The organism is Superficieibacter sp. 1612_C1, assembly GCF_015234305.1.
Classification (GTDB): Bacteria; Pseudomonadota; Gammaproteobacteria; order Enterobacterales; family Enterobacteriaceae; genus Superficieibacter.
Genome location: NZ_JADGMI010000002.1, coordinates 428165 through 449414, shown reverse-complemented (window position 1 = coordinate 449414; position 21250 = coordinate 428165). Strand labels below are relative to the sequence as shown.

The 21250-nt window shown below is 55.6% G+C and carries 18 protein-coding genes and 1 riboswitch; of the genes, 7 read left to right on the top strand and 11 right to left on the bottom strand.

Features of this window, described 5'->3' with window-relative positions:
* Nucleotides 1-91 precede the first annotated feature (91 nt).
* The 4 genes from INT84_RS08350 to dalD all read right to left on the bottom strand — a co-directional run bounded on the left by INT84_RS08350 (nucleotide 92) and on the right by dalD (nucleotide 5006).
* Nucleotides 92-766 carry an HAD family phosphatase gene (locus INT84_RS08350; protein ID WP_194206426.1) on the bottom strand — a complete coding sequence of 225 codons (675 nt, stop codon included), beginning with the start codon at nucleotides 764-766 and terminating at the stop codon, nucleotides 92-94.
* A 53-nt stretch (nucleotides 767-819) separates the two neighbouring features.
* The gene (locus INT84_RS08345) at nucleotides 820-2100 is read right to left on the bottom strand and encodes an MFS transporter (protein WP_176919106.1); all 1281 of its coding nucleotides are present in this window, start codon (nucleotides 2098-2100) and stop codon (nucleotides 820-822) included.
* A 65-nt stretch (nucleotides 2101-2165) separates the two neighbouring features.
* Nucleotides 2166-3629, bottom strand: a complete 1464-nt coding sequence (gene xylB, locus INT84_RS08340; RefSeq protein WP_176919105.1) for a xylulokinase — start codon at nucleotides 3627-3629, stop codon at nucleotides 2166-2168.
* A gap of 9 nt (nucleotides 3630-3638) precedes the next feature.
* Nucleotides 3639-5006 (bottom strand): D-arabinitol 4-dehydrogenase, encoded by a 1368-nt coding sequence (gene dalD / locus INT84_RS08335; RefSeq protein ID WP_194206425.1) that lies wholly within the window; start codon nucleotides 5004-5006, stop codon nucleotides 3639-3641.
* A gap of 212 nt (nucleotides 5007-5218) precedes the next feature.
* Here dalD and INT84_RS08330 point away from each other — a divergent pair, with 212 nt between their 5' ends.
* Complete coding sequence (locus INT84_RS08330; protein WP_176919198.1) at nucleotides 5219-6160, top strand: sugar-binding transcriptional regulator; 942 nt, start codon at nucleotides 5219-5221, stop codon at nucleotides 6158-6160.
* Nucleotides 6161-6169: 9 nt separating this feature from the next.
* On the opposite strand, the gene INT84_RS08325 is transcribed toward INT84_RS08330, so the two are convergent.
* On the bottom strand, nucleotides 6170-7183 hold the full coding sequence (locus INT84_RS08325) for a LacI family DNA-binding transcriptional regulator (RefSeq protein ID WP_194206424.1): 1014 nt from the start codon (nucleotides 7181-7183) through the stop codon (nucleotides 6170-6172).
* Between the two features lie 237 nt (nucleotides 7184-7420).
* On the opposite strand from INT84_RS08325, the gene INT84_RS08320 reads away from it, so the two are divergent.
* Both INT84_RS08320 and INT84_RS08315 read left to right on the top strand, forming a co-directional pair.
* Complete coding sequence (locus INT84_RS08320) at nucleotides 7421-8170, top strand: SDR family oxidoreductase (RefSeq protein ID WP_194206423.1); 750 nt, start codon at nucleotides 7421-7423, stop codon at nucleotides 8168-8170.
* 19 nt (nucleotides 8171-8189) lie between these two features.
* Nucleotides 8190-9800 (top strand): FGGY-family carbohydrate kinase, encoded by a 1611-nt coding sequence (locus INT84_RS08315; protein ID WP_194206422.1) that lies wholly within the window; start codon nucleotides 8190-8192, stop codon nucleotides 9798-9800.
* 203 nt (nucleotides 9801-10003) lie between these two features.
* On the opposite strand, the gene fbaB is transcribed toward INT84_RS08315, so the two are convergent.
* On the bottom strand, nucleotides 10004-11056 hold the full coding sequence (fbaB, locus tag INT84_RS08310; RefSeq protein ID WP_194206421.1) for a class I fructose-bisphosphate aldolase: 1053 nt from the start codon (nucleotides 11054-11056) through the stop codon (nucleotides 10004-10006).
* 253 nt (nucleotides 11057-11309) lie between these two features.
* On the opposite strand from fbaB, the gene INT84_RS08305 reads away from it, so the two are divergent.
* The 3 genes from INT84_RS08305 to INT84_RS08295 are packed head-to-tail and all read left to right on the top strand — an operon-like array spanning nucleotide 11310 to nucleotide 14556.
* Nucleotides 11310-12593, top strand: a complete 1284-nt coding sequence (locus INT84_RS08305) for a nucleoside permease (RefSeq protein ID WP_194206420.1) — start codon at nucleotides 11310-11312, stop codon at nucleotides 12591-12593.
* The gene (locus INT84_RS08300; RefSeq protein ID WP_194206419.1) at nucleotides 12590-13594 is read left to right on the top strand and encodes an ADP-ribosylglycohydrolase family protein; all 1005 of its coding nucleotides are present in this window, start codon (nucleotides 12590-12592) and stop codon (nucleotides 13592-13594) included. Before INT84_RS08305 ends, INT84_RS08300 begins: the two co-directional genes overlap by 4 nt.
* On the top strand, nucleotides 13591-14556 hold the full coding sequence (locus tag INT84_RS08295) for a PfkB family carbohydrate kinase (RefSeq protein WP_194206418.1): 966 nt from the start codon (nucleotides 13591-13593) through the stop codon (nucleotides 14554-14556). Before INT84_RS08300 ends, INT84_RS08295 begins: the two co-directional genes overlap by 4 nt.
* Here the strand turns inward: INT84_RS08295 and INT84_RS08290 are convergent.
* The 5 genes from INT84_RS08290 to INT84_RS08270 all read right to left on the bottom strand — a co-directional run bounded on the left by INT84_RS08290 (nucleotide 14530) and on the right by INT84_RS08270 (nucleotide 18366).
* Nucleotides 14530-15276, bottom strand: coding sequence for a GntR family transcriptional regulator (locus tag INT84_RS08290; protein ID WP_194206417.1), 747 nt, complete (start codon nucleotides 15274-15276; stop codon nucleotides 14530-14532). The genes INT84_RS08295 and INT84_RS08290 overlap by 27 nt on opposite strands.
* A 104-nt stretch (nucleotides 15277-15380) precedes the next feature.
* Nucleotides 15381-15986: a sugar O-acetyltransferase gene (locus INT84_RS08285; RefSeq protein WP_194206416.1), complete on the bottom strand. Its 606-nt coding sequence runs from the start codon at nucleotides 15984-15986 to the stop codon at nucleotides 15381-15383.
* 179 nt (nucleotides 15987-16165) lie between these two features.
* Entirely contained in the window at nucleotides 16166-16966 is an 801-nt protein-coding gene (gene thiD, locus INT84_RS08280; RefSeq protein ID WP_194206415.1) for a bifunctional hydroxymethylpyrimidine kinase/phosphomethylpyrimidine kinase, read from the bottom strand.
* Nucleotides 16963-17751 (bottom strand): hydroxyethylthiazole kinase, encoded by a 789-nt coding sequence (gene thiM, locus INT84_RS08275; RefSeq protein ID WP_194206414.1) that lies wholly within the window; start codon nucleotides 17749-17751, stop codon nucleotides 16963-16965. Before thiM ends, thiD begins: the two co-directional genes overlap by 4 nt.
* Before the next feature lie 36 nt (nucleotides 17752-17787).
* A riboswitch (TPP riboswitch) is annotated at nucleotides 17788-17884 on the bottom strand.
* A 149-nt stretch (nucleotides 17885-18033) separates the two neighbouring features.
* Complete coding sequence (locus tag INT84_RS08270) at nucleotides 18034-18366, bottom strand: hypothetical protein (protein WP_194206413.1); 333 nt, start codon at nucleotides 18364-18366, stop codon at nucleotides 18034-18036.
* A gap of 400 nt (nucleotides 18367-18766) precedes the next feature.
* On the opposite strand from INT84_RS08270, the gene INT84_RS08265 reads away from it, so the two are divergent.
* Complete coding sequence (locus INT84_RS08265) at nucleotides 18767-21190, top strand: DUF3772 domain-containing protein (RefSeq protein WP_194206412.1); 2424 nt, start codon at nucleotides 18767-18769, stop codon at nucleotides 21188-21190.
* Nucleotides 21191-21250: the final 60 nt, after the last annotated feature.

Here is a 21250-nt window from a genome sequence, read left to right as displayed (position 1 = left end):
AATCCCCCCTGCATCGAAGGAAGTAAGCGCTGAGACCTCCAAAATGAGACCGTTTACATCCAGGAAATGTGTCTCAACGCTTACTTATTCGTTAAATGCTCTCGCAGGACACGACTTTCTGCGAAGAAAGCGCGGCTACCAGCTCGCTGAGCGTGCGGCAATTTCCGGCGGCATTACTGAACTTTTCATGATGGCACTGTGGCGTGACGGCCCATGTGTGCATTCCGGCGCGTTGTGCAGCGAGGAAGCCATTGCCGCTGTCTTCGATCACCAGACATTGCGCAGGCGTCAGGGCTAATTTCTTTGCCGTTGCCAGATAGACCGCCGGATCGGGCTTACCGCGTTCGACGTCAGCTGCGCTGCTGATCACATCGAAATATTTCCATAAACCGAGCTTATCAAAGACGACCTGAATCACCCGATGGCTGGACGAGGTAGCCAGCGCGATTTTGTAGCCTTCGCGACGGAAATAGTGGAGCGCATCATAAAGCCCTTCCATCGCCTCACCGTAACGCTCGATCAGGCTGACCACCCGCGTCAAAATATCGGCCTCAAGCAGCGAGGGATTAACATCAAGATTAAATTTTTCCTGCCAGATACAGGCAATTTCATCTGAGCGTCTGCCGGTAGTTAACTGCTCACACTGTTCATTGGTAATAGCAATGCCAAACTCCGCCAGCGACGAGATTTGAGCGCTCTGCCATAGTGCTTCCGAGTCAATAATCACTCCATCCATATCAAAAACTGCGGCTTTAGCGTTCTTCATAACAACATCCATAATGCGCTGGCACAACGTCCGGTCGTGCCAGCTACGTTAAATCAGGAAACTTTCAGTGCACCATCTTCGGCATAACGCGTTTTACGTTCAAAACCCGGTTGTTCAACGTCAATGAAATGGCAAATCACAAAAGCAATCAGATACAGCGCGGTATAGGCAATGACCACGCCAAGCGTGTCGAACCACGGCAACAGCACGACCGCGATAGCAGGCGCAAGGAAGTTGGACAGGCCGGCAGAGAGGTTATAAACCGAAATCGCCGCCCCGGTGTGATGCGGTTCCAGCGCCGGGAAAACGGCGGCCATCGGTACGAATGCGGCGACGAAAATACCCAGAGAAATAGCCGGGATCAGCGCCATGGCAAAGTTGTGCCCCGCCCACAGCGGGATGTAGTAAAACGCCAGGCTGGACAATGCCATGCCAATGCAGCCAAACCAGCGCACCACTTTCATCCAGCCCATTTTCTCTGACACAATGCCCCAGAAAATATTGGAGAAGATGGTGGTAAAGAAGAACACCGCCCACACCTGCAACCATTCTGAGGTGGTAAAGCCGAGTTTATCGACAAACATCATCGGCATAATGACCGCGAAACCAAACAGCGACAGCGTATTGATAATGCGGACAATACTGGAACAGAGAATGTTTTTGTTGGTGTACAGCAGCGTAACCGCACGGCTCAGCTCGCTGAATTTTTCACGCGTGGTGAGGTTATGCATCCGGGTCGGCGTGTTGACGTTACGCAGAGACACCATCGCAATTAAACCACCGGCAACGCAGAAACCTAACGCGGTCCACAGCGTGCCCAGTTCGCCCATCAGCGGAATGGTGAAGCTGGGAATATAGCTGCCCGCGACGCCGATACCGATAGAGTAAACCGCCCAGTACCAACCCAGCGCAGAACTGGAACTGTCGCTCTTCACGTTATGAATGATGATAACGATAAAGGAGTAGAGGAACAGCGGATAGGCAAAGCCACGGATGCCGTAAAACAGCAGGATCAGCGCATAATTAGCGTGACCGAGGCCAAACACCAGGAATAGCACGTGGAACACCGCCCACATGACAAAGCCAATAAACATGGTTTTTTGCGGGGTGATAATTTCGGCGACCACGCCGGAAATCCATGCGGAGAGCGCCGCCGCCAGGCCATACAGCGTAAAGGCAAACGAGGCTTCCGCCGGGGTAAAGCCCAGGCCGGTGATGTAGTGAGAGAGAAAGGCCAGTTCAAATCCGTCGCCGGTCATAAACACCGCGATTGCGATATAGCCCCATAACAGATTTAGCGGCAATCCCAGCCACTGTTTATTGGTATTCGTCATAAGTGCCTCATTTGTAGGGTATAAGGATCTGGCACCCACGCTTACGCGGGGTGCCTTTTTAAAAATTATTTATTCCGTAACCTGAGATCGTTCTGATAGAGCGCGTTAAACGCCTGATAGCGCTGTTGCAAAATGTCCTGACGTGCTGGCGTCGCCTGATAGATCTTATAAATTTCCGGTTTTTTGCAGACCGTTTCCACAGACTGTCCGGTTGCCAGACAAGCCAGACGTGCGGCTCCCAGCGCCCCACCCGTTTCGCCGCCTTTATGGGTGACGATCGGCATGTTGAGAATATCGGCCAGCAGTTGCGCCCAGTAAGGACTCCGCGCCCCGCCGCCCACCAGCGAACATTGTTCAATGTGGGTGCCGCTCTCCTGCAATACCCGTAAACCATCGGCAATCCCGAAGCTCACGCCTTCAATCACCGCGTAGCCCAGCAGCGCACGGTTGGTGGAGTGGGTCATGCCGTGGAACATCCCTTTCGCATCCGGATCGTTATGCGGCGTGCGTTCGCCGGACAGATACGGCAGGAACTGCGGTGCGCTGGCCCGCTGCTCGTCACTAAGCTGGGCGACCTCCTCCAGCAGTTCCGCCTCGGTAATGCCCACCAGGCGGCAGAACCATTGCAAACAGCTGGCCGCGCTTAACATCACGCTCATTTGATGCCAGCGATTCGGCAGAACGTGGCAGAAGGCGTGAACAGCCGACTGCGGTGCGGGACGATAAGCCTCGTTCACCACAAACATCACGCCGGAGGTGCCAAGAGAAATAAAGGCATCGCCAGGGGCAACCGCGCCAACGCCAATCGCACTGACCGCGTTATCGCCACCGCCACCCGCCACCACGACGGAAGGGTTTAAGCCCCAGCTTTCGGCAACGTGCGGGTCCAGCGTGGCGGAAGCGTCACAGCCTTCCACCAGGCTCGGCATGTTGCAGCGTGCCAGTCCGCATTTCTCCAGCAGATAATCTGACCAGTCGCGGCGGGCAACATCCAGCCACAGCGTCCCTGCCGCGTCCGACATATCGGCAATCTTTTTGCCGGTCATTTTGAAGCGCAGGTAATCTTTCGGCAGCAGCACGGTTTGCAGTCGCTGGAAGTTTTCCGGCTCGTGCTTGCGTACCCACAGCAGTTTTGGTGCGGTAAAGCCCGGCATGGCGAGATTACCGGCAATGGCGTGCAGCTCGGACGCGCTTTCTTCCAGTTCGACGCACTCCGCCGCGCTGCGGGTGTCGTTCCACAGGATCGCCGGACGGATGACGGCATTGTCGCCGTCAAGCAGTATCGCGCCGTGCATTTGCCCGGAAAGGCCAATCGCTTTAATCGCGTTCCAGTGCGGGGCGCACTTCTCGCGCAGCGTGGCAATGACGTAGTTGGTCGCGTCCCACCACGCCTGCGGATCCTGTTCCGACCAGTGCGGATGGGGTCGCTGAATGGTCAGCGGCGCGCTATGGGTAGCGACAATGTCGTGATTCTCGTCAATCACCAGCCCTTTGACTTCAGAGGTGCCCAGATCGATGCCTAAGTACATAGCGACCTCTCAATGGATCAGGGAGTAGACGGCGTTGATTTTTTCACGCAGCAGCGCGGCAAAATCGGCGTTATTAGCCAGGTCGCCAAACAGCGCGCGGTCTTTGGCGTAGACGCTGATCGGGTCGGCGGCGTTAAACATCGCGTGAACGGCCTGCGCATCGAGAATGCCGTCCTGATACTCGTACGGCAGCTGGCCTTTGTGCCACTGCTCCATGTAGACGAAGAACAGGGCTGGCAGCATGGCGGTGGCCGCCGGACGCACGCCACGCTGGTAGCACTCCTGTAGCGTCGGGGCAATCATCGCCGGGATTTTAGAGAAGCCGTCAGCCGCAACGCGCTGGTTGGTGTCCTGTATATGCGGGTTAGTGAAGCGCTGTAACACGACATCACGATATTTCGGCAAATCAATGCCGTTATCGCCAAGGCAAGGGATAACATCTTCAGTTACGTAACGATCGGCAATCGCGTAGATGGCGTCGGTTAAGGTACTTTCATGAATGTACTGCTGGCCCATCAGCGTACCGGCCCACGCGATGCAGCTATGGGAAGAGTTCAGGATACGGATTTTGGCTTCTTCGTAAGGAATAACGGAATCCACCAGCTCTGCGCCCACTTTCTCAAAGGCCGGGCGTTCGGCTTTAAAGTTGTCTTCGATAACCCACTGGATAAAGGTTTCGCCCATCACCGGCGCTTTATCGTCAATACCGGTTTGCGCTTTGATGCGCGCCGGCAGATCTGCCGCCGGACGCGGGGTGATACGGTCTACCATGGTATTCGGGCAGGTGGCGTTGTTATGCAGCCACTCAATTACAGCCGTTTTGCCCGTCAGAGTGAGGAATTCAACCAGGCCGTCGTGGAAGCGTTCGCCGTTGTGACGCACGTTATCGCAGTTCAACAGGGTCAGCGGACCCGCGTTATCGGCGATACGTTTTTCGAGGATTTTCGTGATAGTGCCGTAAATGGTTTTGTTGCCGCCGTTCAGGTCGCTAACGATATCCGGGTTATTCACCTCCAGTTTATGACTGGTATTCAGGTAATAACCGCTTTCCGTCACGGTAAAGGCGATGACTTTGGTCGCCGCGTTAGCACCTTCGTTAATCAGCGGTTGCAGGTTTTCCTGCCACGGCAGCAGCTTCTGAATAGAGGTAATTTCTTCGTACTTACGCTCGCCTTCCGGGCTGACGGTTTCCAGAACATAGCGCCCGTTTTGCGCGGTTAATGCCGACACGACATGTTCAGCATCGTTACGAATATTGCCGGCGGCGATATGCCAGGTTTTGTCGCCGGACTCAATGAGTTTGTGCATGTACCAGGCTTGATGTGCACGATGAAAAGAACCCAGACCGATGTGTAACCATGTGTATTGATTGTTCATTGCTTTGCTCTCCATTGAGTTTATGCAGCTGAATGTACATGAGCAAAAGATTGAAAATAGAGCCACAGATCACAAAAGAGCAAATGACCATCAAAATTACTTTTGACCACTCATCAACAAAACATTGCCTGTATTGTGCGCAAACGCCACAATGCGAAACAGAGTTTCATCCGAAAATGTTGCTACATTGTTAAGGTAAGGACCTGAAAATCATAATGAAAGAAGATGACATCCGATTTGACCAAAAAGTCAGAGCCGCATGGATGTATTATGTTGCGGGTCAAAACCAGAGTGAGATTGCGGCGCTGCTCGGCACGTCGCGGCCAGTGGTGCAGCGTCTGATTGCCGCTGCCAAAGAAGAAGGTATTGTTTCGATCGGGCTTCATCATCCGGTAGCCGCCTGTCTCAACTACGCCTCGCTATTGAAAGAAAAATATAACCTTCACGACTGTAATATCGTGCCCACGTTTGCCAGCGAATCCACGCTGGATAGCGTTTCTTACGGCTGCTATCAGTTGATGTCACAATATCTGAAAGGCACCAGCGCCAAAGTCATCGGTATCGGTTCCGGTTTGACGCTGAAAAAAACCATTAAACGCATTGATTTCGAAAGCAAAAATAGCAAATGCGTGGCGCTGATTAGCGCGATGGATGAAAACGGCCAATGTAACTACTACGACGATGTGCCGCTGCTGCTGGCGCGGAAGATCCAGGCGAACTATTTTCAGTGGCCCGCGCCGCGCTATGCGAAATCCATTCCGGAACACAAAATGTGGTCCTCGAACCGCCTGTTTGAAAGTGTCACGTCGGTGGCCGATCATGCGGATGTCATTTTTGTCGGTATCGGTGCGCTGGGCACGCAAAGTCCGATTTTTAAGGATGGCTTTATTAATCTTGAGCAGCTGGACGATCTGCGCCAGCGCGGAGCTATCGGCGAGATCCTCGGGCGCTTTATTGATGCTGAAGGCCAGGTGGCGGAGTCCGAAAGCAACCGGCTGATCACCAGTTATGACATCCGCCGCAACAGCCACCCGCGCATTGCAGTCGCCTGTGGTGAGGACAAGCGTCCGGTGATTCTGGCCGCGCTAAAAGGCGGCTGGATCAACGGTCTGGTGACGGATGAAGGCACTGCCCGCTGGCTGTTGACCCACTAAGGCTGGCGGTCAGGAAACGAAAATCGGCGGGATCTCCCGCTGCTGTTTCTGCACGTCTCCCGCATCGATGATCTCAAATACCGCTTCCAGCATGGCGGGCACATCCTGTCTGACCATTTCGATGTCGTGACCCAGCAGGGTGACGAACGGGTCCCAGTCAAAACAGCCCATTGGCGGCTGCTCGTGACCGCGATATCCCGCCTGCGTCAGCCAGCTTACGACGCCTTCCAGCGAGATGGTGGAGTTAACAAACAGGCCGCCGGTATGTTTCTCTCCCGCACTGAAAAACGTGCGTAGCGCCAGCTCCGCTTTATGCGGCGCATAGCCGCAGGCCAACATATTCTCTTCCGGCAAGGCGAGTCCTGCATCCTGGTGGGCGTCGCGAAAGCCGCGCAAACGCTCGCGGGTGTTGTGATCGGAACCACGTCCCCCCACGAACACCAGCGGGCGTTTTTCGCCGTAGCGTTTTTCACTGTTCACCAGGATGCGCCGGGTCAGTTCCTTCGCGCCCGCATAGTTATCCGAAATCACCGAGGGAGCAAGCGTTCCCGGCAGATCGAGATTCAGCGTCGGCACGCCGGACGGCGCGCACAGCTCGGTGATTTTATCCGGGTCGGTCGCCCCGGTGGCAATCAGCCAGTCCACCTGCCAGGAGAGCATCGTGCGCGCCGCTTCCAGCTCCAGCACCGGGTCACGGCGCGTACAGGTAATAATTGGAAACAGGCCGCGCTCACGCGCCATCGCCTCAAAGGTTTCGACAATCGAGCCAAAGTAGCGGTTATCGTATTTCGGCACGATCATGCCGATAATTTTCGACCGGTTGCTGCGTAGCAGGCTGGCCTGTCGATTGACCGCGTAGCCCTGCTCCTGCGCGATACGCGTGACTTTTTCGGCCAGCTTCGCGCTGATGCGCCGTTTTTTCCAGTTGCCATTAAGGATCGCACTTACCGCGCTGGCGGAAACGCCAGACAGTTCGGCCAGATCGTAGATAGTCGTTTTCCTGCTTTTTCCGATCCCGGTCACAAATATTTCTCTCCGTTTATCGCGAAACTTGCGCTTGTTTTTTGAAAGGTGCTAAATCAGCTTCATCGATTGAGCAGATTGCGCAAATCGTGGCAATTATGCAGGCAGAGGCGAAGAAAAACCAGCCTGACCTTGCTTAAAAAGCTATATTTTTCATCGACATGAAAGATAAAAACACCTCACGACTGTACCCTACGTGCGGCCGAAATTTTCATCAGATTTATGAAGGATTATAAAATGAATTCGTCTGTAGTTTCTATGAATAGTCCACTGGCGGGTAAAGTCGCCGCCGTTACAGGTGCTGCTTCCGGTATTGGTCTGGAATGTGCAAAAACGCTGCATCGTGCAGGGGCAAAAGTGGTGCTGGTTGACCGCGACGGTGAAAAGCTGAAGAAGCTGGTTGCGGAAATTGGTGAGAATGCGTTTGCCTTACAGGTCGATCTGCTCAAAACCGCTGAAGTTTCAGGCATGCTGGACGGCATTCTCAAGCTGGCGGGCGGGCTGGACATTTTCCACGCTAACGCCGGGGCTTACATTGGCGGGCCGGTGGCCGAAGGCGACCCTGACGTCTGGGACCGGGTGCTGAACCTTAACATTAACGCCGCCTTCCGCTGCGTTCACGCCGTGCTGCCGCATATGATTGCCCAGAAGTCCGGCGATATTCTGTTTACCAGTTCCATTGCAGGGGTGGTGCCGGTGATCTGGGAACCTATCTACACCGCGTCTAAATTCGCGGTACAGGCATTTGTTCACACGACTCGTCGCCAGGTCGCACAGCACGGCGTGCGCGTCGGCGCAGTGCTGCCGGGGCCGGTAGTGACTGCCCTGCTGGACGACTGGCCGAAAGCCAAAATGGATGAAGCGCTGGCAAACGGTAGCCTGATGCAGCCGATTGAAGTGGCGGAAGCCATTCTGTTTATGGTGACGCGCTCGAAGAACGTCACCGTCAGGGATCTGGTGATCCTGCCTAACAGCGTCGACCTTTGATGGCATGCCGGGAGCCTGTATGAATCACGATAGCAGAACCATTATTGGCGTTGACGTCGGTTCGGGAAGCGTGCGCGCGGGGATTTTCGATCTCAACGGCACCCTGCTCGCACACGCCACCCGCCCTATCACCCTGTGGCGCGAAACGGGACACATCGTCGAGCAGTCCAGCCGCGAAATCTGGCAGGCGGTCTGCCAGTGCATTAAAGAATCCGTCGCCCGTTCCGGCGTTGCGCCGGCAAGCGTAGCGGGTATTGGTTTTGACGCCACCTGTTCGCTGGTGGTGCTTGACGGTGAAGGCAAGCCGCTGCCCGTGGGGCCGTCTGACGATCCGGATCGCAACGTGATTGTGTGGATGGACCATCGCGCTACCGAACAAGCGGAGCGTATTAACCAGACCGGGCACCCGGTGTTGCAGTACGTTGGCGGTAAGATCTCACCCGAGATGGAGACGCCAAAGCTGTTGTGGCTGAAGGAACATCGCCGCAAAATTTACGATCGCGCCGGACAATTTTTTGATCTGGCGGATTTCCTGACATGGCGCGCCACCGGCGATGCGGGGCGTTCAACCTGTACCGTCACCTGTAAATGGACCTATCTGGCGCATGAAAAACGCTGGGACCCGGATTATTTTCGCACTATCGGCTTAGGCGATCTGGCGGATGAGGATTTTGTACGCATTGGTCAGCGTATTGTGGAGCCAGGTACGCCGTGCGGTAACGGTCTGACGCTGGAAGCGGCGGACGAGATGGGTTTGCAGGTCGGCACGCCAGTCGCTATTGGCATGATCGATGCCCATGCGGGCGGAATTGGTACCGCTGGTGTCGATCGTGGTGCGCTGCATAATATGGCCTGGGTGTTCGGCACCTCGGCCTGCACCATGATGTCGACGGAAAAACCGGTATTTGTTCCCGGCGTCTGGGGTCCCTATTACTCGGCAATGGTGCCGGGCCTGTGGCTGAATGAAGGCGGCCAGAGCGCGGCGGGCGCGGCGATTGATCAACTGGTCGCTTTCCATCCTGCGGCGGCGGAAGCCCGCGAGCTGGCCAAGGCCGCTGGTGTACCGCTGCCGGTTTTTCTGGCCGACCGGGCGCTGAAAAGCGTCAGCTCGCCTTCAGCGGCGGCGGCACTGGCACAGGGGCTGCATGTTGTTCCTGAGTTTTTAGGCAACCGGGCACCGTTTGCCGATCCGCATGCACGGGCGGCCATTGCCGGATTAGGCATGGAGCGCGATCTTGATAATCTGGTCGCACTGTACGTCGCGGGACTGTGCGGGATCGGCTACGGCTTACGCCAGATCCTCGAAACGCAGCGTGAGAACGGGATCAAAACCGAAAAAATCGCCATTAGCGGCGGGGCCGGGCAACACCCGCTGGTGCGTCAACTGCTGGCTGATGCCTGCGGCCTGCCGATTTTAACCACCGTATCCAGCGAGCCAGTGCTGCTGGGCTCGGCGATCCTCGGGGCCGTGGCAGGCAAAATGTCACCGTCGGTACGCGATGCGATGGCGCGCTTCACGGTGCTCGACAAGCAGTACGATCCCGATGCCGGACAGGAAACTGTCCACCAGCAGCGTTATGAAGCCTACAAGTTGTTACAACAAACCGCACGCAAGCTGCGGGAGTTTTAAACGGTAAAAAAGTTGCCCGGCGGCGAATGCGCTTGCCGGGCAATGTGATACATAACTCAGGCCTTGTGCGTGATAATGCCGGGTGGCGGCTTCGCCTTACCCGGCCTACCTCTTATCCAGCCTGGCATCCCCCGTAGGCCCGGTAAGCGCAGCGCCACCGGGCAGGAAGTCAAAAGCGGCCAGAGCCAGTAGTGGCCATACCGTCAGGCAATACTGACCTTGCTGTCCAGATACACATCCTGCACCGCGTTAATCAACTTCACCCCGTCCGCCATCGATTTCTTAAACGCTTTACGCCCGAGGATCAGCCCCATCCCCCCGGCGCGCTTATTAATCACCGCCGTACGTACGGCATCAGTCAGGTCGGTTTCACCGCCGTCCGCGCCGCCGGAGTTGATCAGCCCGGCGCGGCCCATATAGCAGTTCGCCAGCTGGTAGCGCACCAGATCGATGGGATTATCACTGGTCAACTTGCTGTAAACGCGATCGTCGGTATAGCCGAACTTCACTGCTTTATAGCCGCCATTATTCTCGGCTATTTTCTGCTTAACAATATCCGCGCCAATGGTCGCCGCCAGATGATTAGCCTGCCCGGTCAGATCGGCGGAAACATGATAATCCACACCGTCTTTCTTAAAGGCAGAGTTACGCAGATAGGCCCACAGCACCGTCACCAGTCCCAGCTCATGCGCACGCTCAAAGGCGGCCGAAATCTCTTCTATCTGCCGGCGCGACTGCTCAGAGCCAAAGTAGATCGTCGCCCCTACCGCCACAGCCCCCATATTGAACGCCTGCTCAACGCTGGCATACAGCGTCTGATCGTATTCAGTCGGATAGCTAAGGGTTTCGTTATGATTCAGTTTTACCAGAAAAGGAATGCGGTGCGCGTAGCGACGCGACACTGAGGCCAGTACGCCATAGGTCGAAGCCACACAGTTACAGCCCGCCTCCAGCGCCAGCTCAACGATGTTCTTTGGATCGAAATAGAGCGGATTCGCCGCGAAAGAGGCACCGGCGGAGTGCTCCACGCCCTGATCGACCGGTAGAATAGAGAGGTAACCGGTTCCGGCCAGACGTCCGGTATTATAGAGCGTCTGCATGTTTCGCAGCACCGCTGGCGGACGGTTGTTATCCACCATGACGCGATCAACATAATCGTGTCCCGGTAGATGAAGTTGGTCGGATGGAATGGTCATACAACGATGCTGTAACAGGCTGTCGGCGTCTTTGCCAAGCAACTGCGCAATATCAGTCATAGCTATGCTCCCGTTTGTTCCGACATCGCGTCGGATGTGGGTTTTTCCTGTCCCGCCTTATGCGGGCAGCAATAAGTCTGGTACCGGATTGACTATTTTTCCATCTTTAAGGCCATTTTTGCCCGTATCAACTGGCACGTCTGAAAGAGAGTAAAAGTGTTAAGCCGGTCAAACTTTCACCCCAAAGGTATTTAAAAGGTATTATTGTATGGTATCTTCATTACGTACCTTACCTGTCATGAAGGATTTAAAGATGAAAACTACAGTTAAGCTGTCGTTCATGATGTTCATTGAGTGGTTTATCTGGGGAGCGTGGTTTGTTCCCCTGTGGCTCTGGCTCAGTAAAAGCGGCTTTACCGCCGGTGAAATTGGCTGGTCCTACGCCTGTACCGCTATCGCAGCTATCCTGTCGCCGATTCTGGTCGGTTCGCTTACCGACCGTTTCTTCTCAGCACAGAAAGTACTGGCGGTGTTAATGTTTGTCGGGGCGATACTGATCTACTTCGCCGCGCAGCAAACAACCTTTGCTGGTTTCTTCCCGCTGCTGCTGGCCTATTCGCTGACCTATATGCCGACTATCGCGCTAACCAACAGCATCGCCTTTGCTAACGTGGCGGACGTTGAGGGCGATTTCCCGCGCATCCGGGTGATGGGCACTATCGGCTGGATCGCCTCCGGTCTGGTATGTGGATTCCTGCCGCAGATGATGGGCTATAGCGATATTTCACCAACCAATATCCCGCTGTTGATCACTGCGGCCAGTTCAGCGCTACTGGGCGTTTTCGCGTTTTTCCTGCCCGATACGCCGCCGAAAAGTACCGGCAAACTCAGCCTGCGCGTGATGTTGGGGCTGGACGCGCTGATCCTGCTGCGCGACAGAAACTTCCTCGTGTTCTTTGTCTGCTCGTTCCTGTTCGCTATGCCGCTGGCCTTCTATTATATCTTTGCCAACGGCTACCTCACCGAAGTCGGCATGAAGAATGCGACCGGCTGGATGACGCTCGGCCAGTTCTCTGAAATCTTCTTTATGCTGGCGCTGCCGTTCTTTACCAAACGCTTTGGTATTAAAAAGGTATTATTACTTGGTCTGGTAACCGCGGCGATCCGCTACGGGTTCTTTGTCTATGGCGGTGCCGATCAGTATTTCACCTACGGGCTACTGTTCCTCGGTATCCTGCTGCACGGCGTGAGCTACGATTTTTATTACGTCACCGCCTATATCTATGTCGATAAAAAAGCGCCGGTCCATATGCGTACTGCCGCGCAGGGGTTGATCACGCTGTGCTGTCAGGGCTTTGGCAGCCTGCTGGGCTACCGTCTCGGCGGCGTGATGATGGAAAAAATGTTTGCTTATCCGCAGCCGGTGAATGGCCTGACCTTTAACTGGGCCGGAATGTGGGCGTTTGGTGGCATTATGATCGCCATCATCGCCATGCTGTTTATGTGGTTGTTCCGCGAATCGGATAAAGAGATCACCGCCATAAAGGTGAACACCGATGAGCGAGATATTGCGCTTACACAAGGGGAATCCAAATGAAATCTGAACGTATTCTCGGTGCTCTTTACGGGCAGGCGTTAGGGGATGCGATGGGCATGCCATCAGAGCTGTGGCCGCGCTCGCGAGTAAAAGCTCACTTTGGCTGGATCGACCGTTTTTTACCTGGTCCGGCGGAGAACAATGCCGCCTGTTATTTTAACCGGGCGGAATTCACCGACGATACGTCAATGGCGCTCTGTCTTGCAGATGCGCTCCTGGCGCGTGACGGCCAGATCGACCCGGATCTGATTGGCCGAAATATCCTCGACTGGGCGCTGCGTTTTGATGCCTTTAATAAAAACGTTCTCGGCCCGACCTCGAAGATTGCCTTAAATGCCATTCGCGACGGCAAGCCGGTAGCAGAACTGGAAAATAACGGCGTCACCAACGGGGCCGCGATGCGTGTTTCGCCGCTGGGCTGCCTGCTTCCGGCGCGCGATCTGGATACCTTTATTGATGCGGTGGCGCTGGCCTCAAGTCCGACGCATAAATCAGATCTGGCGATTGCCGGGGCCGTGGTTGTGGCATGGGCGATTTCCCGGGCCATCGACGGCGAGGCGTGGCACAGCATTGCCGATTCCCTTCCTGCGATTGCCCGCCACGCGCAGGAAAAGCGCATTACCACCTTTAGCGCTTCTCTGTCCGCGCGACTTGAACTGGCGCTGAAAATTGTTCGCGAGGCCGATGGCTCTGAATCCGCCAGCGAAGCGCTGTATCAGCAGGTCGGTGCAGGGACCAGCACGCTTGAATCCGTTTCCTGCGCCATTGCGATGGTCGAGCTGGCGCAGACCGATCCTAATCGTTGTGCCATTCTCTGTGCCAATCTCGGCGGCGACACCGACACCATTGGCGCGATGGCCACTGCGATTTGCGGGGCGCTACACGGCGTACAGGCGATTGATCCGGCGCTGAAACAGGAGCTGGACGCGGTGAATCAACTCGATTTCGGGCGCTATGCCGACGCGCTAACGCGCTACCGCCAGCAGCGGGAGGAAGCATGAATGCCGGATGGCTGCGGGAAATACTGCCGACGCTAAACCCGCGTCGTCCGGTCACGGTGGTCGGCGCAGCGGTGATTGACGTGATCGCCGACGCTTACGCCCTGCCCTGGCGCGGCTGTGATATCGAACTGAAACAGCAAAGTGTCAACATCGGCGGCTGCGCGCTAAATATTGCCGTGGCGCTGAAACGTCTTGGCATTGCGGCCAATAACGCGCTGCCGCTCGGCCAGGGCGTCTGGGCGGAGATCGTGCGCAATAATCTGGCGAAGGAAGGTCTGACGAGTCTGATCGACAATGCCAGCGGCGATAACGGCTGGTGTCTGGCGCTGGTCGAACCGGACGGCGAACGGACCTTTATGTCGTTCAGCGGCGTGGAAAACGCATGGAACGCCGGGTGGCTGGAGAAACTTCACGTTGAACCCGGCAGCCTGGTGTCGCTTTCCGGCTACCAGCTGGCCTCCTCCTGTGGTGAACTGCTGGTAAGCTGGCTGGAGGGCTTGCAGGAGGTCACACCGTTTATCGACTTTGGTCCGCGCATCGCCGATATTCCCGCCCCGCTGATGGCACGGATCATGGCCTGCAAGCCGCTGGTCTCGGTGAATCGCCAGGAGGCGGAAATTGCGGCAGAGGCTTTTAACTTCAGCCGTGAAACGGCGGCATTTGGCACAGCCTGGCTGGAGAAATTTAACGCGCCGCTGATCGTGCGCCACGATAAAGAAGGCGCGTGGTATTTCAGTCACGAAGGTCAGGGAAACGTCGCCGCGTTTCCGACGGTGGTCGTCGATACCATCGGCGCGGGCGACAGCCATGCAGGCGGAACGCTGGCCGGGCTGGCCTGTGGCTGGTCGCTGGCGGATGCCGTCATGCTCGGCAATGCGGTAGCGGCGTGGGTCGTCGGACACCGGGGCGGCGACTGCGCCCCCACGCGTGAGGAATTACTCCTCGCAGACAAAAACGTATAAATCGCTACGGCAGTAGCTGATGCTGTACTCAATGGGCCGTTGTTGTTGATCGAGCGCCACTTGCTTTATCACCAGTACCGGCACTTTGCTTTCCATCTGGATGTGCGACTGAAACTCCGCGTCCGGCATCCGGGCACTGACCCGCGAGCGGGTGCGCTGCGGAAAAATGTGCTGGCTGCGAAAATAGTCATACAGCGACACGCCGATGGCATCAACATCGTGGATCAGCTGCGCGGGCACCCAGGACTCTTCGATAGAGACCGCCTCTTCATCAACATAGCGAATACGCTTAAGCAAAAAAACGTCGCTTTGCGCGGCAATCGCCAGTTGCTCCGCGACCTCTTCCGGACATTTGACGATCCGCTTGTTCACCCACAGCGTATCCGGCTTCTTACCGCGCAATACCACCTGCTGAGAGAAGCCCCGCGCCTCTTTCAGTGAATACTCAAAGATATTATTGATTTGCGTCCCGTAGCCACGGGCACGTGTTACCACGCCCTCTTCTTCCAGCGTTTGCATCGCTTTGCGCACGGTAATCCGCGACACCCCGGTGAGCTGACTGAGATCCCGCTCGCCGGGCAAAATATTACCGTGGTCAAGCACGCCGCTGCGTACCGCGTTTTTGACTGTTTCAGCGAACTTCAGGTACAGCGGGGTATGATCTGCGGCGGCGATGCGCTCATTAAGCTGGGCAATAAGCCGGGTATGCGCTTGTTCCATTTATCTTTTCCAGGCTTCGGGTCTGGTGAAAGTATATCACTCCCGCAGCACTAGCGCTTATTCCCGTTATCCTGCGGCTTTTGATCCATTCCTTGACTGATTTTTTACTCAACCGCATTAAAGCGTCTGTTTTTAAAATAATACTGTTTGTCTTCGTCCGTCACCTGCCGCAAAACCCGGCATGGATTGCCTACAGCAATGACGTTATCCGGGATGTCTTTTGTCACCACGCTACCCGAGCCAACCACCACGTTGTTGCCGATGCGTACCCCCGGATTAACCACCACGCCTGCGCCAATCCAGACGTTATTGCCGATGACCGTGGTGATCCCGTATTCATATCCGGCAATGCGTGGCTCGTGGTGGACAGGATGACCGGCAGCGGTGATCACGACATTGGCGGCGATCATCGTGTTATTACCGATAATGATTTTGCCGCAGTCCACCATCACGCAGTTATAGCTGGCAAAAAAGTTATCTCCGACCTCAATGTTGCTGCCGTAATCGCAGTAAAACGGGGCAAATATCTCGGTGTTTTTGCCGATTTTGCCAAAAAGGCGGCTCAGGATTTCACGCTGGGCGGCGACATCGCCTGGATCACATGTATTGAGTTCTCTGAGTAATCTTTTGCATTTTATCCGTGCGCCGGGGAGTTCATCTTTCCACGCCTGATACGGTAATTCAGATAGCATCCTTTCCTGTTCGGTCATAATCAATCTCCATTGAAATCATTGATACACTCCATTTCAGACTAACTACTCACACCTGTGCCGATTAATCACTGAGGTAGCAAAGACATACGGGTATCATCAGGTAGCCTACTCCACGGAATTAACTTTCTATGATACCCGTTTGCTCACGCCCCTTTACCATTAATAAAATCTGATTTTTACCACCATGCGTGAAAATGATGCACCGGACCAATACCTTTCCCCACCTCCAGCGAATCGGCCTGCGCCAGGGCGGCGGAGAGCCACTCTTTAGCTTGCTTCACCGTATCCGCCCAGTTGCTGTAACGCGGGCGCAGCGCGGCCAGCGCCGCCGAGAGCGTGCACCCCGTTCCGTGGGTGTTTTTGGTCACGATGCGTGGCGCGTTGAAGCGCTGCTCGCCGTCGCGGGTAAACAGCCAGTCCGGACTGTCGGCATCGTCAAGATGACCGCCCTTCATCAGCACCGCGCCGCAGCCCGTAGCCAGCAACGCACGCCCCTGCTCCAGCATTTCACGTTCATTGCGGGCGTGTGGAGCATCAAGCAGCGCGGCGGCTTCCGGCAGGTTCGGGGTAATAATAGAAACGTGGGGCAATAAACGCCTGCGCAGGGTGTCGACAGCGGCGGTAGACAATAGCGGATCGCCACTTTTCGCCAGCATCACCGTATCCAGCACCACGCTCTGCACCTGATAACGTTGCAGGCGCTCGGCCACCGCCTCGACGATATCCGTCTCGGCCAGCATGCCGATTTTAGTGGTATCAATGCGGACATCGCTGAAGACCGAATCAAGCTGTGCGGCAACAAACTCCGGCTCAATGCGATAAACCGACTGCACGCCGCAGGTATTTTGCGCGACCAGCGCGGTGATCACCGTACAGCCATATGCGCCAAGGGCGGAGAAGGTTTTCAGATCTGCCTGAATCCCCGCGCCACCGCTCGGATCGGTGCCGGCGATGGTGAGTGCGTTAATCCGTTTCATGCCTGCACCTCCGCGTCCAGCGTCCACAGGGCGTCGAGAAAGGCCGGGATAAAACTGCCGGGTCCGGCGCTTTGCTGCGCGGCGGTCATTCCGGCCTGCTTAACGAGCGCGCAGGCAGACGCCACGTTTTCCAGCCGGTCGCCGGGTAATGCACAACTGGCGGCCACCACGGCTGAAAGTGCGCAGCCGGTGCCCACCACGCGCGTCATGAGCGCATCTCCGCCAGTGATGGCCAGCGTGCGGCTGCCGTCGGTGACATAATCCACCTCCCCGGTGACAGCCACAATGGTCGAGGCGTCTCTGGCAAGCGCATGCGCGGCAGGCAACGCGGCGGCGGCAGTGTCGGTGGTGTCCACGCCGCGTCCGCCTGCGCTCATGCCCGCCAGCGCGAGGATCTCCGAGGCATTGCCGCGTACCGCGGCAGGCCGCAGCGCTAAAAGTTCCAGGCAAAAGCGGCTACGTAATGTGAGTGCGCCCACGGCCACCGGGTCGAGCGTCCAGGGTTTTTGCGCCGCCGTGGCACTGATGACCGCCGTTCGCATCGCCTGCGCACGTTCCTCGGTCAGCGTGCCGACATTAATTAACAGCACGTCAGCGATGGCCGCAAACTGCGCGGCTTCCTGCGCATCAATGACCATCGCTGGCGATGCACCGAGCGCCAGCAGGACATTCGCGGTAAAAGTTTGAACAACGTCATTGGTCATACAATGAACCAGCGGAGAGCGGGTTCGAAAGTGGTGTAACGTGTGGGCGGTAGCCGTGCGGCTGTGCAGGTCAGGTTGCATAATTATGCTCCTGCCAGACGGTGAAGAAGGGACTTCTTTACAGGAGTCAGACTTCCCTACGCTGGCATTATCCAGATCAGGTGGTACGGGTATTTCTCAGCCTTCACCAGGAAGGGCACCCCGAGTCATGAAAATTCAAAATGTGCGATTAATGATGGTCACTAATCCCAGACCGGGATAGTAATGCCAGCGGAAAGGCTTGTAAACGGTAAAAGCGGTGCGCCTGCTCTCTTTTGGGTCCGAGTACATGAGACGCTGGCAACCGCTACCAGCGTCCGGGTTTTATTGATATTTGAGACGATTGGACTGCTGCACATAATCTTCAATTGCAATAGCGGCTCCCAGCCTTTCATACAGCATGAGAATACTTATCATCACTTCACCGCCATACGATAATAAATCATCCGGCGCGGTATGATTTCCTTCATCCGCTAAAAATTGCAGTTGCTCAATAATTTCATGGTATTCCCCGTAAACACCAATGGCCACATTATTTGCAGGAATATATTCCTGGCAATAACGCAACGCATCCGCCGCTTTTTCCGGGATTGAACGCCGGTGTATAAAGATAACCATTAGCTCACGGAGCTTAACCATCATCAGAATATTATTCATATCTCCTCCTCCCAATACGAACATCAGTAATAATGATTGGGTGATAATTACGATTTAAAATGTAAAAAAATGGGTTGCAGTAAAATTCTCATATCTTAAATCGGAACTCAATGTTAATAATATGTTTCATTGATTAATATCAATATCGCAATATCATTATATGTTTAAATAATAATTAACATTTAAATCATTCATGCCACACCTGCATTTACCGTTATTGTTTTGCCTGCCGGGAGCACGGGCAGGCCAGGCTGATTAAAAAACAAGCGGATTGAGCGGGCGGTTTCTCTGGCGATGAAGCAGAAGTCGGACAAACGGTACTATTCATATCGTGAATAACAGGTATTCTACACGAGGCGCTTAAGCCCTGTTACTTTCGATTTCGTGGAACGATCCTTCTATGCAAAAACTATTTCGCGTGCCGCTGCTGTTGGCGCTGTTGTCCTGTCTAATGATGCCGTGTTTCTCCTGGGCCGATGAGGCGACGGGTCAAAACGACGTTGAACAGCCGCAGCCGGTGAAAGTTAACGCCAGTACGGCGTTGCCCGCGCTGCAAAAACGGCTGGATACGCTTAAGCAGCGGGTGGCGACGGCAAAAGCCGATAAGCAGTTCACCGCGCTGAATGACGATGCGCAAAAACTGGCCGCCGATGCAGAGAAACTGGCCGTCGCGCTGGCTCCTCAACTGACGCAGATCCAGGGGCAGTTAGACGTATTAGGTCCGGCACCGGCACCCGGCACACTGACCGAAACGCAGCAGGTGATTAGCCAGCGTAATAAGCTAAATAACAACAAAACGCAGCTCACCACCCAGATCGAGCAAACCAAAGCGATCGGCGTGGGCGCGCAAAATCTTTCGGCGCAAATTTCCGGGATGCGGCGCGATGCGCTAAAAACGCAGATTGCCCTTAACACTGGCAGTATTCTCGGCGCAAAATTCTGGACTCCGCTCACCAGCCCGAGTGAAAAGGACGCTGCGCGGTTCGATGAGTTCGGTGCGCAGGTGGGTAGCGCATGGAGTCAGGCATGGGATGATGAATGGCGCATCGGCAGCGGCTTTTTACTGCTGCTGGCGCTGGCGATTGGTCTTGCTGGCCGCCGCGTGCTGGACAGGCCGATTAACTGGATCCTGCCGCGCTGGCTGCCACAGGGGCGTTTTCGCCGCAGTTTTCTCGCCTGTTTTACCACGCTGAGTACTACCCTGACGCTTGGGATCAGTATGCAGTTGCTGTGCTATATCTTCACCCGCCTGCCGGATACCACGCAGCCGGTGAATGAATTTGCCGAACTGATGATTGGCCTGACCTATTTTTCGGCAGTGATCGCCGGACTGGGGATCGCGCTGCTGTCAAATCGTCACCCCTCCTGGCGTCTACCGGGCATTGCCGATCCGCTTGCCAAAACGCTGGCCTCCTTCCCCGTTTTGCTGGCGACCTTTATCTTCATTTTTGGCATTGTCGAACAGCTCAACGGTCTGATCGGTGCCAGCATTGATGCTACGCTGTTCGGTAATGGTCTGTCGGCGCTGCTGGTGGCGATTAACTGCCTGGTCGCCCCGATACGGGTTAACCGGATGCGGCGGACCATGCGTGCCGAAGGAGAACAAACCGAAGCGCGCTCCACCCTGGCGGGGCTGATTCATCTGCTGATAAGCCTTACCGCCTTTGTGATCCTGATGGCGCTGCTGATCGGCTATATTCCGCTGGCGCGTTTTGTCACCTTCGAACTGCTGTGGATTGGCCTGGTGGTCAGCTCGCTGTATCTGCTGATTCATTTTGTGGTAGATCTGTGCGAAAGCGTGTTTTCCCCCTCGACGCACAGCGGCAAGATCCTCAAAAGCACGCTTAGCCTGAACGACCGCCACCTCTCCCTGGCCTCCACCCTGTTCTCGGCCCTCGGCAAAAGCAGCCTGCTGCTGATGGCTGCCGTCGCCCTGCTCAACGGCACGTTTGGCACGACCACGCCGCTGGAACTGCTGACTAAAATTGCCGATATCTGGGGCGGTAAAGGGCTGGAGGGGATGAATATTATCCCGGCCCATGCGGTTAATGCCGTGCTGTGCCTGGTGATTGGCTGGTACGTGCTGCGCTCATCGCGCCGCTGGCTGGACAATGATTTCCTGCCCAAAACCATGATGGACCGTGGTATGCGCGCGTCGCTGGTGACGCTGTTTACCAACGTAGGCTACGTGCTGATTATTATGCTGACGCTCTCGATGCTCGGCATTGAGTGGAACAAGCTGGCGTGGATTGTCAGCGCCCTGTCGGTGGGGATCGGTTTTGGTCTTCAGGAAATTGTGAAGAACTTTATTTCCGGGCTGATCCTGTTAACGGAGCGCCCGGTCAAAGTGGGCGATCTGGTCAGTATCAGCGGGGTGGAAGGCGATATCCGGCGTATTAATGTGCGCGCCACGGAAATCCAGCTCGGCGATAAGTCCACGGTGATTGTGCCGAACTCCCAGCTCATTTCCCAGAACGTGCGTAACGCCACAATGGGGAACGCGCAGGGCGTCGCCACCATCACCCTCACCTTCCCGCTGGATATCGATCCGGAGAAGGTGCGTAATTTACTGCTGGAAGCCTACAACCTGCATGAGTCGGTGCTGGAAACGCCGTCGCCATCGGTGAGTTTTAAAGAGCTGGGGCCGACTGGAATAGTGTTAAGCGTCACAGGTTACGTGAATAGCCCCCGCATGGTGAGCGCCACCCGCAGCGACCTGCTGTACGAGATTTTGAAAATGCTGCGTAATGAGGGGATCACCCTGAGCCAGACGCAGACTATGATTCTGGAACAGCCCGCGCCGCGGCCTGCGACGGAAGAGTAATGGTGTGAGAGTGTATTATTTTGCCACGCAGTTGAAGCACTGAGGATAGCGGCAATAAAA

Excerpts from the sequence above, each read along its gene's own strand:
- INT84_RS08350 (WP_194206426.1), bottom strand. The coding sequence starts at position 766 with ATGAAGAACGCTAAAGCCGCAGTTTTTGATATGGATGGAGTGATTATT.
- INT84_RS08345 (WP_176919106.1), bottom strand. The coding sequence starts at position 2,100 with ATGACGAATACCAATAAACAGTGGCTGGGATTGCCGCTAAATCTGTTA.
- xylB (WP_176919105.1), bottom strand. The coding sequence starts at position 3,629 with ATGTACTTAGGCATCGATCTGGGCACCTCTGAAGTCAAAGGGCTGGTG.
- dalD (WP_194206425.1), bottom strand. The coding sequence starts at position 5,006 with ATGAACAATCAATACACATGGTTACACATCGGTCTGGGTTCTTTTCAT.
- INT84_RS08320 (WP_194206423.1), top strand. The coding sequence starts at position 7,421 with ATGAATTCGTCTGTAGTTTCTATGAATAGTCCACTGGCGGGTAAAGTC.
- INT84_RS08315 (WP_194206422.1), top strand. The coding sequence starts at position 8,190 with ATGAATCACGATAGCAGAACCATTATTGGCGTTGACGTCGGTTCGGGA.
- fbaB (WP_194206421.1), bottom strand. The coding sequence starts at position 11,056 with ATGACTGATATTGCGCAGTTGCTTGGCAAAGACGCCGACAGCCTGTTA.
- INT84_RS08305 (WP_194206420.1), top strand. The coding sequence starts at position 11,310 with ATGAAAACTACAGTTAAGCTGTCGTTCATGATGTTCATTGAGTGGTTT.
- INT84_RS08300 (WP_194206419.1), top strand. The coding sequence starts at position 12,590 with ATGAAATCTGAACGTATTCTCGGTGCTCTTTACGGGCAGGCGTTAGGG.
- INT84_RS08295 (WP_194206418.1), top strand. The coding sequence starts at position 13,591 with ATGAATGCCGGATGGCTGCGGGAAATACTGCCGACGCTAAACCCGCGT.
- INT84_RS08290 (WP_194206417.1), bottom strand. The coding sequence starts at position 15,276 with ATGGAACAAGCGCATACCCGGCTTATTGCCCAGCTTAATGAGCGCATC.
- INT84_RS08285 (WP_194206416.1), bottom strand. The coding sequence starts at position 15,986 with ATGACCGAACAGGAAAGGATGCTATCTGAATTACCGTATCAGGCGTGG.
- thiD (WP_194206415.1), bottom strand. The coding sequence starts at position 16,966 with ATGAAACGGATTAACGCACTCACCATCGCCGGCACCGATCCGAGCGGT.
- thiM (WP_194206414.1), bottom strand. The coding sequence starts at position 17,751 with ATGCAACCTGACCTGCACAGCCGCACGGCTACCGCCCACACGTTACAC.
- INT84_RS08270 (WP_194206413.1), bottom strand. The coding sequence starts at position 18,366 with ATGAATAATATTCTGATGATGGTTAAGCTCCGTGAGCTAATGGTTATC.
- INT84_RS08265 (WP_194206412.1), top strand. The coding sequence starts at position 18,767 with ATGCAAAAACTATTTCGCGTGCCGCTGCTGTTGGCGCTGTTGTCCTGT.